The 11,854-nt window shown below is 65.9% G+C and carries 12 protein-coding genes; 10 read left to right on the top strand and 2 right to left on the bottom strand.

Annotated features, from left to right (window positions below; genetic code table 11):
* Positions 1 to 5 precede the first annotated feature (5 nt).
* Positions 6 to 1,439: a metalloprotease TldD gene (gene tldD / locus ABZ720_RS16365; protein ID WP_366556599.1), complete on the bottom strand. Its 1,434-nt coding sequence runs from the start codon at positions 1,437 to 1,439 to the stop codon at positions 6 to 8.
* A gap of 107 nt (positions 1,440 to 1,546) precedes the next feature.
* Here tldD and ABZ720_RS16360 point away from each other — a divergent pair, with 107 nt between their 5' ends.
* The 9 genes from ABZ720_RS16360 (at position 1,547) to ABZ720_RS16320 (ending at position 9,664) form a co-directional block, all read left to right on the top strand.
* Complete coding sequence (locus ABZ720_RS16360; RefSeq protein WP_366556598.1) at positions 1,547 to 2,905, top strand: DUF3422 family protein; 1,359 nt, start codon at positions 1,547 to 1,549, stop codon at positions 2,903 to 2,905.
* A gap of 273 nt (positions 2,906 to 3,178) precedes the next feature.
* On the top strand, positions 3,179 to 4,051 hold the full coding sequence (gene coxB / locus ABZ720_RS16355; RefSeq protein ID WP_366556597.1) for a cytochrome c oxidase subunit II: 873 nt from the start codon (positions 3,179 to 3,181) through the stop codon (positions 4,049 to 4,051).
* Between the two features lie 23 nt (positions 4,052 to 4,074).
* Entirely contained in the window at positions 4,075 to 5,682 is a 1,608-nt protein-coding gene (ctaD, locus tag ABZ720_RS16350) for a cytochrome c oxidase subunit I (protein WP_366556596.1), read from the top strand.
* Between the two features lie 105 nt (positions 5,683 to 5,787).
* Positions 5,788 to 6,717, top strand: a complete 930-nt coding sequence (locus tag ABZ720_RS16345) for a heme o synthase (protein ID WP_366556595.1) — start codon at positions 5,788 to 5,790, stop codon at positions 6,715 to 6,717.
* On the top strand, positions 6,710 to 6,865 hold the full coding sequence (locus tag ABZ720_RS16340; protein ID WP_366556594.1) for a hypothetical protein: 156 nt from the start codon (positions 6,710 to 6,712) through the stop codon (positions 6,863 to 6,865). The genes ABZ720_RS16345 and ABZ720_RS16340 overlap by 8 nt, the downstream gene beginning before the upstream one ends.
* A 5-nt stretch (positions 6,866 to 6,870) precedes the next feature.
* The gene (locus ABZ720_RS16335) at positions 6,871 to 7,500 is read left to right on the top strand and encodes a cytochrome c oxidase assembly protein (RefSeq protein ID WP_366556593.1); all 630 of its coding nucleotides are present in this window, start codon (positions 6,871 to 6,873) and stop codon (positions 7,498 to 7,500) included.
* A 37-nt stretch (positions 7,501 to 7,537) separates the two neighbouring features.
* A complete protein-coding gene (locus tag ABZ720_RS16330) occupies positions 7,538 to 8,374 on the top strand; it encodes a cytochrome c oxidase subunit 3 (RefSeq protein ID WP_366556592.1) in 837 nt (278 codons plus the stop codon).
* A 164-nt stretch (positions 8,375 to 8,538) separates the two neighbouring features.
* The gene (locus tag ABZ720_RS16325; protein WP_366556591.1) at positions 8,539 to 8,925 is read left to right on the top strand and encodes a DUF983 domain-containing protein; all 387 of its coding nucleotides are present in this window, start codon (positions 8,539 to 8,541) and stop codon (positions 8,923 to 8,925) included.
* A 13-nt stretch (positions 8,926 to 8,938) separates the two neighbouring features.
* Positions 8,939 to 9,664 carry an SURF1 family protein gene (locus tag ABZ720_RS16320; RefSeq protein WP_366556590.1) on the top strand — a complete coding sequence of 242 codons (726 nt, stop codon included), beginning with the start codon at positions 8,939 to 8,941 and terminating at the stop codon, positions 9,662 to 9,664.
* Here ABZ720_RS16320 and ABZ720_RS16315 read toward each other — a convergent pair.
* Positions 9,612 to 10,073, bottom strand: a complete 462-nt coding sequence (locus ABZ720_RS16315) for a hypothetical protein (protein ID WP_366556589.1) — start codon at positions 10,071 to 10,073, stop codon at positions 9,612 to 9,614. The genes ABZ720_RS16320 and ABZ720_RS16315 overlap by 53 nt on opposite strands.
* A 78-nt stretch (positions 10,074 to 10,151) precedes the next feature.
* On the opposite strand from ABZ720_RS16315, the gene ABZ720_RS16310 reads away from it, so the two are divergent.
* Entirely contained in the window at positions 10,152 to 11,633 is a 1,482-nt protein-coding gene (locus ABZ720_RS16310) for a carboxypeptidase M32 (protein WP_366556588.1), read from the top strand.
* The last annotated feature ends 221 nt before the right edge of the window (positions 11,634 to 11,854 follow it).

Genomic DNA, 11,854 nt, shown 5'->3' with positions numbered 1-11,854 from the left:
CCATCTCAGGCCGCGGTGCCACCGACGGTGATGGCGCTGACCAGGAGGCTGGGTTGGCCGACGCCGACGGGGACGCCTTGGCCGTCCTTGCCGCAGGTGCCGATGCCGGGGTCCAGGGTCATGTCGTTGCCGATGCCGGTGACCTTGGTCAGCACGTCGGGGCCGTTGCCGATCAGTGTGGCGCCCTTGACCGCGGGACCGATCTTGCCGTCTTCCACCAGGTAGGCTTCGGTGCAGGAGAAGGTGAACTTGCCGCTGGTGATGTCCACCTGGCCGCCGCCGAAGTTCACGGCATAGAGCCCGCGCTTCATGGAGCGCAGCAGTTCCTCGGGCTCGCGGTCGCCGGCCAACATCACCGTGTTGGTCATGCGCGGCATGGGGATGTGGGCGTAGGACTGCCGGCGGCCATTGCCGGTGGCCTGCATGCCCATGAGGCGTGCGTTCTGGCGGTCCTGCATGTAGCCGGTGAGGATGCCGTCTTCGATCAGCACGGTGCGCTGGCTGGGCGTGCCCTCGTCGTCCACGGTGAGCGAGCCGCGGCGGTCGGCGATGGTGCCGTCGTCCACCACCGTGACGCCGGGCGCGGCCACGCGCTGGCCCATCAGGCCGGCAAAGGCGCTGGTCTTTTTGCGGTTGAAGTCGCCCTCAAGCCCGTGGCCAATGGCCTCGTGCAGCAGGATTCCGGGCCAGCCGGGGCCGAGCAGCACCGGCATCTCCCCGGCGGGTGCGTCGACCGAACCCAGATTGACCTCGGCCTGGCGGATTGCCTCGGCGACGCTGGCCTGCCAGTGGGCAGGCTCGATCAGGCTTTCATAGGCGAAGCGTCCGCCGCTGCCGTGGCTGCCGCTTTCCATGCGGCCGTTCTCTTCCATGACCACCGAGACATTGAGGCGGACCAGTGGCCGGATGTCGGCCCGACGCTCCCCGTCGGGGCGGATGATCTGCACTGCCTGCCAGCTGCCTGCCAGCGACACCGAAACCTGCCGCACCCGCGGGTCGCGTGCCCGGGCGTAGGCATCGATCTCTTCCAGCAGCTTCACCTTGTGCTCGAAGGGCAGCGCCGAGATGGGGTTGTCGTCGCTGTAGAGCCGGGCGTTGGTGCCGGCGGGCGCCAGATCCAGGCTGCCGCCGCGGCCGCGATGCACCGCGGCCACCGCCTCGGCTGCGCGGCCCACCGCCTCTTCGCTCAACTCGCTGGAATGGGCGTAGCCGGCGGCCTCGCCGGACACCGAGCGCAGGCCGAAGCCCTGGGCGGCGTCGAAGGACGCACTCTTCAGTCGCCCGTCATCCCAGCCCAGCGCCTCCGACTGGCGATACTCCAGGAAGATCTCGCCATCGTCGGCGCCGCGCAGCGCGTCGGCCACCTGTTGTTCCAGGCGGCTGCGCTCCAGTCCGCTGCGGGAGAAGAAGAGCGAATCGGTTTCGGTGAGCAATGACATCAGGCTGTGGTCTCCGGCGATGCGTGGCGGGTTTGCCCCTGATATAGAGATTGACGGCGGCTTTATCGACCACCCCTGCCGGTCGAGCCGTCCAAAAGGGGGAGATCATGCGCCAGAGCCTGCACGTTCCGGACCATCCGCAACGCCGGCTGCTGTCCGACGAGGTCCATGCCCGTCCCTATATGCGCCTGCGGCCGCCGGAGCGGGCGAGCCACCTGGCGCTCTACACCGGCGAGGACGGCGTGGAGGCCGAGCGCAGCTTGCTGGCGGCCTTCTGCGAGGCGCGCGACGCGCCGCCCCCGGCCCCCGATGCCAATTTCCACCTGGTCGAGCTCGACGGCTTTCGCCTGCGCTGGGAGCGCCATACCGAATTCTCCACCTACGGCTTCTTCGTCGCCGGGGACTCGCAGGCGGGGTGGCAGGACAAGTCTGCGCAAGCGCCCTTCGCACACACCGCCATTGAGCGCGTGCCGGAGGAGTGGCTGCAGCGTCTGCCCGGTCGGGTGCTGGCCGCGGTTCATCTGGAGCTGCGCCCGTCCGACGGGCAGGAGCTCGACCCCGAGGGCGTGGGGGTGCTGCTGGGCAGCGACACCTTTTCAGGCTCTATGGTGGCGGGCGGGGCGGCCGAGGTCTGGATGAACTTCACGATCAACGAGGACGGATTCGGGCGCGTCCTGGTGCTCGACCGCCATCTGGGTGCCCGGCAGGCGGGCCGCCTGGCGCAGCGGCTGTTCGAGATCGAGACCTATCGCATGATGGCCCTGCTGGCCCTGCCGCTGGCGCGCCAGCATGGGGGCGAGCTGACGCGAATCGGGTCGCGCCTGGCCGAGGTGACACAGGCCTTGGCAAAACCCTCCGATTCGCTGCTGCCCGATAAGGATGCGCCGCCCGGTGTGGACAGCGAGCGCGAATTGCTGGATCGCCTGACCCTGATCGCGGCCGAGACCGAGCAGATTGCAGCCGCCACCGCCTATCGCTTCGGCGCCGCCCGAGCCTACCAGGCGCTGGTCGAGCGACGGATCGCCGAACTGCGCGAGGAACGCATCGAGGGTCAGCAGACCATCGGTGAGTTCATGGACCGTCGCCTGTCCCCGGCAATGCGCACCTGCCGAGCGGTGGCCGAACGGCTGGAAAGCCTGTCCCGGCAGGTGGCGCGCACCGGCCAACTGCTGCGCACACGCGTCGACGTGCAACTGGAGGCCCAGAATCGCGATCTTTTGGGCTCCATGGACCGTCGGGCACGGCTGCAGCTCGCCTTGCAGGAAACGGTAGAAGGCCTGTCGGTGGCGGCCATCACCTACTACGCCATCGGTTTGCTTGCCTATGCCATCAAGTCCGCCGAGGACCTGGGCATCTCCCTGCCGGTGGAGGTCACGCCCGGCCTGGCCATTCCCCTGGTCGCGGGCGCGGTCTGGCTCGCCATGCGTCGGGTGCGCCGCCGCCTGGCGCGCTGGGTGCGGGAGTGATCGGCGATCTTGGCAGCAGCAGTGCGGCACAAGGTCGCATGAGCCGACACAGGGTGCTGCTTGGCGTTATAATTGCGGCGAAGGCTTCAGGCGGCGGGCATTGCGTCAGGCGCGACGTCGTGCCGCTTGAGGGGCAATAGCGCTTCGGCTAGGTTGCGCGCCGACAAAGGCGGGGGCCGTCCGTTCCCACTAGGGGGGCGAACGGTCGGAAGGGATGACTGCCGAGAGGGCTCGGTGCGGTGTCCTGTCCGGCAAAGGAGAGACGGGAAAAGGATGATGAGGCTGATGTCACGCCTGGGCGCCGCTTTGGTCGCCCTCGTATCGGCGGTTAGCGCCGCCCCGGTCCTGGCTCAAGAGATTATCGGCGAGCCGCGGAACTGGGGGCTGGGCTTCCAGCCGTCGGTCACGCCGATCAAGGATCAGATGCATGATTTCCACAATCTGCTGCTGATCATCATTACCGCCATCACGTTGTTTGTGCTGGCGCTCTTGGTCTTTGTGATCCTGCGATTCCGCGAGGATGCCAACAAGACGCCCTCCAAGACCACGCACAACACGCTGATCGAGATCGTCTGGACCACCGTTCCGGTGCTGATCCTCGTAATCATCGCCGTGCCCTCGTTCCGGCTGCTCTACGCCTCCGACCGTGTGCCGGAGTCCGCGATCACCATCAAGGCGACCGGGATGCAGTGGTACTGGAACTATGAGTACGATCACCCGGACCAGGGAACGTTCCAGTTCGACTCCTTCATGCTGACCGACGAAGAGGCGGCTGAGGCCGGCCTGCCGCGCCTGCTGGGTGTGGATCAGGAGATCGTGGTCCCGACGGACACCAACATCCGCGTGGTGGTAACCGCCGGCGACGTGCTGCACTCCTTTGCCGTACCGTCCTTCGGCGTGAAGGTCGATGCTGTCCCCGGGCGCCTCAACGAGATCTGGTTTAATGTGAACACCCCGGGCCTCTACTTCGGCCAGTGCTCCGAACTCTGCGGCACCGGTCACGCCTACATGCCGATCCAGGTGCGCGCGGTTCCGCGCGACGAATATGACGCCTGGCTCGACGAGATGGCTGAGCAGTATGCAGAAGCCCCCGCAACGGCTCCGGCGCGCGCGACCCAGCTCGCCGACGCCCGCTCGGCCCAGTGATTTTCGCCGGAGGATAAACGACGATGGCGACCGCCTCGCACGCACACGACGACCACCACGACCACAAGCCCGGCTTCATTGCCCGCTGGTTCTTTTCCACGAACCACAAGGACATCGGGACTCTCTATCTGATCTTCGCCGTCATCGCCGGTTTGATCGGCGGCCTCTTCTCCGTGATCATGCGCATGGAGCTGCAGGATCCGGGCGTCCAGTTCCTGACCAGCGCCGGCGATCCCGACGGCCATCTCTGGAACGTCATCGTCACCGCGCACGGCCTGATCATGGTCTTCTTCGTGGTCATGCCGGCCTTGATCGGCGGCTTCGGCAACTGGTTCGTGCCGCTGATGATCGGCGCGCCGGACATGGCCTTCCCGCGGATGAACAACATCTCCTTCTGGCTGCTGGTGCCGGCTTTTCTGCTGCTGCTGGCCTCGCCTTTCGTGGGCGGAGGCGCCGGGACGGGCTGGACGATCTACCCACCACTGTCAGCCGATCTCGGGCACCCCGGGGCCTCGGTGGACATGGCCATCTTTGCGCTGCATCTGGCAGGCGCCTCCTCGATCCTGGGCGCGATCAACTTCATCACCACCATCTTCAACATGCGCGCCCCGGGCATGACGCTGCACAAGATGCCGCTGTTCGTCTGGGCGATGCTGGTGACGGCCTTCCTGCTGCTGCTGGCGGTGCCGGTGCTCGGTGGTGCCATCACCATGCTGCTGACCGACCGCAATTTCGGCACAGCCTTCTTCGATCCGGCCGGCGGCGGTGACCCGATCCTGTTCCAGCACCTCTTCTGGTTCTTCGGTCACCCCGAGGTCTACATCATGATCCTGCCGGCTTTCGGCATCGTGAGCCACGTGGTCTCGACCTTCTCCAAGAAGCCGGTCTTCGGCTACTTGGGCATGGCCTACGCCATGGTGGCCATCGGTGCCGTCGGCTTCATCGTCTGGGCGCATCACATGTTCACCGTCGGACTCGACGTGAACACCCGGGCCTACTTCACCGCCGCAACCCTGATCATCGCGGTGCCCACGGGCATCAAGATCTTCAGCTGGATTGCGACCATGTGGGGCGGCTCGATTCAGTTCAAGACGCCGATGCTCTGGGCGATGGGCTTCATCTTCCTCTTCACCATCGGCGGTGTGACCGGCGTGGTGCTGGCCAATGCCGGCATCGATATCGCGCTGCACGACACCTACTATGTCGTGGCCCACTTTCACTACGTGCTCAGCCTGGGCGCGGTCTTCGGCATCTTCTGTGCCATGTACTACTGGATGGGCAAGATGAGCGGCCGGACCTATCCCGAGTGGGCCGGTAAGCTCCACTTCTGGACCACCTTCATCGGCGTGAACCTGACCTTCTTCCCGCAGCACTTCCTGGGTCTACAGGGCATGCCGCGCCGCTACATCGACTACCCCGATGCCTATCAGGGCTGGAACCTGGTGTCCTCCCTGGGTGCCTACCTGTCATTCGCCTCGACGCTCTTCTTCGTCGGGATGACGATCTGGGTGCTCACCTCGGGCCGTCGGGTGGCCGACAACTACTGGGGTGAGGGCGCGACGACACTGGAGTGGACCGTCTCCTCCCCGCCGCCGTTCCACACCTTCGACAAGCTGCCGCAGATCAAGTGATCCGCGCGCAGTGAGACAGCGGGCGGGCCCTAGCCTTTCGGTCAGGGTCCGCCCCTCGTTACCGAGGCCGGTGACGAAGCACCATTGGGATCAGGAGAGTCAGGTTTGAGCGACGCGACCCTCGACAGGGCCACAGAGACGCAAGAACAGCTGCGCGACTTTATCGCGCTGCTCAAGCCGCGTGTTATGTCCCTGGTCGTCTTCACGGGCCTGGCCGGCCTGCTCGTCGCGCCGGGCAACCTGCATCCCTTCCTGGCGGCCGTGGCCGTGCTGTGCATCGCGGTGGCCGCCGGTGGCGCCGGCGCCATCAACATGTGGTACGACCGGGACATCGACGCGGTCATGGCTCGCACGCGGGCCCGGCCCATCGTTCAGGGACGCGTGGCGCCCGAAGAGGCCCTGGCTTTCGGCGTGGTGCTGTCGTTCTTCTCCGTCATGGTGATGGGTCTGGCGCTGAACTGGACCGCCGCGGCGCTGCTGGCGCTGGCCAATCTCTTCTACGTCTTCGTCTATACCATCTGGCTGAAGCGCCGCACGCCGCAGAACATCGTCATCGGCGGGGCGGCCGGGGCTTTCCCGCCCATGATCGGCTGGGCCGCGGTGACCGGCGGCGTGTCGATCGAGTCGCTGCTGCTTTTCGCCCTGATCTTCTTCTGGACGCCGCCGCACTTCTGGGCACTGGCTCTCTACCGCAGCGGCGACTATGCCCGCGCGGGCGTGCCGATGCTCCCGGTGGTGGCCGGGGAGGGTGCCACCAAGCGGCAGATCCTGCTCTACAGCCTGCTGCTGCTGCCCCTGGCGCCGGCGCCGGCGCTGCTGGGCACCGCCGGGCTGGTCTATGGCGCCACCGCTCTTGTTCTGGGTCTGCTCTTCCTCGCCGGCGCACTGGCCGTTGTGCGTGCGCCGAGCGGTGCGGATACCGACCGGGCGGCGAAGCGGCTTTTTGCTTTCTCGATTCTCTACCTTTTCCTCCTCTTCGCCTTGCTGATCGTTGATCGCGGTGAAGGGCTGATCGGGGGGCTTGGTCTTGCCTGAGATCAGGGATCCCAATGACCGCCGTCGCAGACCGGGCAGTTCCGATGTGCACCGCGCCAAGCGCCGCAAGAATCTTGCCCTGCTTTTCGCGCTGCTCACTTTTATCGTGCTGGTCTTCTTCGTCACCATCATCCGTATGGGAGGGTGAAGCAGATGTCTGAGTCCGACCGTCGCACATCTCATACGGATCGGCGCAACGGCCGCCTCGTGCTGGTACTCTGCAGCATTGTGGTGGGCATGGTGGGCCTGACCTTCGCCGCTGTGCCGCTCTACGATCTCTTCTGCCGCGTGACCGGCTATGGCGGCACCACGCAGGTCGCCGAGCGCGCGCCCGATGCGGCCAATGCCGAAACCATCAAGGTGCGCTTCAACGCGGACGTGAACCGGCGCCTGCCCTGGTCGTTCAAGCCGGAGCAGCGAGAGATGGTGGTGCGGATCGGTGAGCCGAACCTGACCGTCTATCATGCCGAGAACCAGGCCTCGCGGCCGACCGTGGGGACCGCGATCTATAACGTGACGCCCTTCAAGGCGGGTCCCTATTTCCACAAGGTGCAATGCTTCTGCTTCGATGAGCAGAAGCTGGAAGGTGGCGAATCCGTGGAAATGGGGGTCAGCTTCTATATCGACCCGGCGATCCTCGAGGATCCCGAGTTCGAGGATATGCACACCATCACCCTGTCCTATACCTTCTTTCGCGACCTTGACGATTGGGACGCGGAGGAGGCAGAGGAGCAGGTGAGCCACCTAGTGCCGATGTCAAACAGCTTGACGCAGGAGCAGTGAGCGGCTCGCGGGCCGCACCCTGGGGGAAGAAGAGAACATGAGCGATACACACGCCAAGCCTGAGCATCCCTATCATCTGGTCGATCCCAGCCCCTGGCCGCTGATCGGCGCCCTTTCCGCAGGAGTCCTGGCCACCGGCATGGTGATTTTCATGCACGATGGCGGAAGCTGGCTCCTGGGCCTCGGCATCCTCATGGTGATCTTCACCATGTTCGGTTGGTGGCGCCAGGTGGTGCGCGAAGCCACGGTGCAGGGGCATCACACCCCGATCGTGCAGCTCGGTCTGCGTTACGGCATGCTGCTGTTCATCGTCTCGGAGGTGATGTTCTTTGCCGCCTTCTTCTGGGCCTACTTCGACGCCGCGCTCTTCTTCGGGGAGGCGCAGCAGGTGGAGCGGGTCGCGGCGACCGGCGGGGTTTGGCCGCCGGAAGGCGTGATCACTTTCGATCCCTTCGATCTGCCCTTCCTCAACACCCTGATCCTGCTGCTGTCGGGCTGCACCGTGACCTGGGCGCACCACGCCCTGCGTGAGGGCGACCGCAAGGGCACGCTGCAGGGCCTGGGCCTGACGGTGCTGCTGGGCGTGCTCTTTACCTCGCTGCAGGCCTATGAGTATTCCCATGCCGCCTTCGGGTTCCGCGACGGCATCTACTCCTCGACCTTCTACATGGCGACCGGTTTCCACGGCTTCCATGTGCTGGTCGGCACCATCTTCCTGGCGGTCTGCTGGTTCCGCGCCTACGCCGGCCACTTCAAGCCGAACCACCACTTCGGTTTCGAGGCCGCGGCCTGGTACTGGCACTTCGTGGACGTGGTCTGGCTCTTCCTCTTCGTCTCCATCTACTGGTGGGGTGCCGGGGCCGTTACAGTCTGATCCCAAGTCTCTCTCTTCGCCTTTGGTCTTGACCTCAGGCGGAGAGCCAACTTCCCGACTCGCAACAGCGCGCCCGTGACCCGCGGCGCGCTGTTGTCCATTCCGGCTGCGACAACCCGCCCCTTGCCCGGCTGGCGGGCAATCCTTCAGGGTGCGCGTTGACCATGACTACTTCATCTCATCATGCCGGCGTGTCGCCTCTGGCCGCCGGACTCAGCTGCCGTTGCCCGCGCTGCGGGCAGGGGCGGCTTTTCGATGGCTTCCTGACTGTGCAGGACCACTGCGAACGCTGTGGTCTGGACCTGAAAAGCGCCGACAGCGGCGACGGACCGGCCGTTTTCCTCATCTTCATTCTGGGCTTTCTGGTCGTGCCGTCGGCGCTGCTGCTGGAATCCTGGGTCTCGCCGCCGCTTTGGGCGCATGCGCTGCTCTGGGGCGTGGTCATCCTGGGTGGCGCCATTGCCATGCTGCGCCCCTTCAAGGCGACGATGATCGCCCTGCAGTACCGCCACAAGGCCAGCGACAGCGGCAGCACCCGCTACGACCCCTGATCTGGGAGCTGTGATGTCCTATCGTCCGCGTTTCTGGCCCACGGTGATCATGCTCCCGGCCCTGGCGATTCTGCTCGCCCTGGGCTCCTGGCAGTTGGATCGGCGGGAGTGGAAGCACGAACTGATCGCGGACTTGGCGACCCAGCAGGCCGAACCGCCCGTGCCGCTCCCGGAACGTATCGATCCCGACGCGCTGGAGTTCCGCCGCCTCGCGCTCAGTGGCACGCTGCTGCACGAGCGGGAGCTCTATTGGGCCTCGCGCACGCTCGACGGCGTGAACGGCTATCACCTGGTCACGCCGCTGCGCCTGGAGGATGGCCGGGAGATCCTTCTGGATCGCGGCTGGCTGTCTGAAGCGGATCTGGATCCCGCCGGCCGCCGTGCAGCCCAGCCGGAAGGCCCGCTAGAGCTCGTGGCGACGGCGCGCAGCGGCGGTTGGGGCGGCCCGGTGTGGGCGGCCTGGCTGCGTCCGGTCAACGACCCGGCCGGCAATCGCTGGCTCTGGCCGGACCTGGAGGCGATGGCGGCCGCCGCTGGTCTGATTCAGCCCGTCACCGAAGTCTACGCCGTGGTCGAGCCCGGCGAACTGCCGGCGCCGCCGCAGGCCCGTCCCGCGGAGCCGGAACTGCGGGACAATCACCTGCAGTACGCGCTTTTCTGGTTCACCATGGCTGCGTCCCTGCTGGTCATTTATGTTCTGTTCCATCGCCGACCGCGCGGTGGGCGCACTCCTGAATGAGCTTCATCACCTCCAGGGGCTTGGCCTTGATCATGTTGAGCTCGATGTCGTAGCGCTCCCCATCGGTGCGCTGGATGCGAATGCCGCGGCTGAGCAGCCGGCGCTTGATGGTGGCCTCCTGCACATCCTCCCAGGCGATGCCGTCGGGCCCCCTGCGCCGATCGACCAGCCCGTCCTCGGCAATGATCAGTACCGGACCCTTGATGCGCATTTCAGCGCCCACCATCCACATGGCCAGGCCGGGAATGATGAGCAGGATGAAGATGCCCCCCAATTCGCCTTCCAGGCCGTTCTGGGCGATCCGAGCGAAGCCCAGCATCATCAGTACCGCCAGCATGATCATGAAAGACCAGCTCTTGGTCCGGTCGAAGGAAAAGGTGGCAACAGGCTTGTCGAGGCGGGGTTTCATTGCGGCTCCGGGTTGACCATGCTGTAGACCGCGATTGCGGTTTGATCGCGGCGCAAAAGCGAGGATGAACTCAAGACCATGTCCGCCTATCAGCTTCTACAGCAACGCTTCAAGCGAATTGGGACACTCGCCGGTGCACAATCGATGCTGCACTGGGACATGGCCGCCATGATGCCGTCGGGCGGCAGTGGTGCCCGCGCGGAGCAACTCGCAGCTCTGGAGGTGCTTCAGCACGAGTTGCTGACCGCGCCCGAGACCGGCGATTTGCTGGAGCAGGCGCAGCAGGAGCCGCTGGACGAATGGCAGGCAGCCAATCTGGGCGAGATGATCCGCAGCCATCGCAGCGCCACCGCCGTTCCACCGGAGCTGGTGGAAGCCCTGACCAAGGCCTGCCGCCGCTGCGAAATGCTCTGGCGCGAGGCCCGGAAGAACGACGACTTTGCCGCTGTCCGTCCCGCCCTGGCCGAGGTGATCGCCCGCGTGCGCGAAAGTGCGGCGGCGCGCGGCGAGGCCCTGGGCCTGACGCCCTATGACGCCCTGCTGGAGCAGTATCAGCCGGGTCTGCGGGCTGCGCGCGTGGACGAACTCTTCGCGCCGCTGCGCGCGGCGTTGCCGGAACTGATCGAGGGTGCCCTGGCTGCACAGACGGCGCGTCCCACGCCATTGGTGCCGCAAGGGCCTTTCCCGCAAGCGGCGCAGGAGGCGCTGGCGCGGCAGTTGATGGAGCGGCTGGGCTTCCCCTTCGATCAGGGGCGGCTCGACACCTCCTTGCATCCCTTTTCCGGCGGGACCCCCGACGACCTGCGCATCACGACCCGCTGGGACGAGGCGGACTACAGCTCCGCGATCATGGGGGTGCTGCACGAGACGGGACACGCGCTCTACGAGGCCGGACTGCCCCGGGACTGGCGGCTGCAGCCGGTGGGCGAAGCGCGGGGCATGGCGGTGCACGAAAGCCAGTCGCTGTTGGTCGAGATGCAGGCCTGCCGCGGCCGCGCCTTCCTGACCTTCTTGGCGCCTCTGCTGGCGCAGTATTTCGGCGCGGACCCCGCCTGGGACCCCGAGAACCTCTATCGCCTGGCGACCCGGGTGGAGCGGGATTTCATCCGCGTGGATGCCGATGAGGTGAGCTATCCGGCGCATGTGCTGCTGCGCTACGAACTCGAGCCGGCGCTGCTGTCGGGCGATCTGCCGCTTGCCGACCTGCCGGGTGCCTGGCGGGAGCAGGCCAGGGCTCTGATCGGTGCCGTGCCGCCGGACGATCGTCTTGGCTGCCTGCAGGACATCCATTGGTACGATGGCGCCTTCGGCTATTTCCCCACCTACACCCTGGGCGCCATGACCGCAGCCCAGCTGTATCGGGCTGCCGTGGAAAAGGATTCGGAGATTCCCGAGGCGCTGGGTCGGGGTGACTTCACACCGCTGATCGCCTGGGTGCGGCGCGAGATCCACGCCCGGGCATCGCTGCTGGGATGGGAGGATCTGGTCGAAACGGCAACCGGCCGCCCGCTCGACCCGGAGATCTACCTGGCGCACCTGCGCACGCGCTACCTGGACTGACCTCAGAGCGGGTCGCGTTTAATTGGAATCGCTATGCGATCCAATGATACGCGTGAATCCGCTCTACACCTTAGAAATCAGACCGGATTCACGCATTTAATCTGAACCCGAGGTGGTTCAGGTTAAATGCGATCCGGTCTAGTGTCCTGGTTCAGAAGTTCTAATCATTGATTGGCTTGCTCTGGGCAGTTTCGCAGGCAGAAGCGCTCGATGGAAGCGAG

This window comes from Aquibaculum sediminis (genome assembly GCF_040712085.1).
Taxonomy (GTDB): domain Bacteria; phylum Pseudomonadota; class Alphaproteobacteria; order Kiloniellales; family DSM-21159; genus Aquibaculum; species Aquibaculum sediminis.
This window is presented reverse-complemented; position numbering and strand designations above follow the sequence as displayed.

Excerpts from the sequence above, each read along its gene's own strand:
- tldD (WP_366556599.1), bottom strand. The coding sequence starts at position 1,439 with ATGTCATTGCTCACCGAAACCGATTCGCTCTTCTTCTCCCGCAGCGGA.
- ABZ720_RS16360 (WP_366556598.1), top strand. The coding sequence starts at position 1,547 with ATGCGCCAGAGCCTGCACGTTCCGGACCATCCGCAACGCCGGCTGCTG.
- coxB (WP_366556597.1), top strand. The coding sequence starts at position 3,179 with ATGATGAGGCTGATGTCACGCCTGGGCGCCGCTTTGGTCGCCCTCGTA.
- ctaD (WP_366556596.1), top strand. The coding sequence starts at position 4,075 with ATGGCGACCGCCTCGCACGCACACGACGACCACCACGACCACAAGCCC.
- ABZ720_RS16335 (WP_366556593.1), top strand. The coding sequence starts at position 6,871 with ATGTCTGAGTCCGACCGTCGCACATCTCATACGGATCGGCGCAACGGC.
- ABZ720_RS16330 (WP_366556592.1), top strand. The coding sequence starts at position 7,538 with ATGAGCGATACACACGCCAAGCCTGAGCATCCCTATCATCTGGTCGAT.
- ABZ720_RS16325 (WP_366556591.1), top strand. The coding sequence starts at position 8,539 with ATGACTACTTCATCTCATCATGCCGGCGTGTCGCCTCTGGCCGCCGGA.
- ABZ720_RS16320 (WP_366556590.1), top strand. The coding sequence starts at position 8,939 with ATGTCCTATCGTCCGCGTTTCTGGCCCACGGTGATCATGCTCCCGGCC.
- ABZ720_RS16315 (WP_366556589.1), bottom strand. The coding sequence starts at position 10,073 with ATGAAACCCCGCCTCGACAAGCCTGTTGCCACCTTTTCCTTCGACCGG.
- ABZ720_RS16310 (WP_366556588.1), top strand. The coding sequence starts at position 10,152 with ATGTCCGCCTATCAGCTTCTACAGCAACGCTTCAAGCGAATTGGGACA.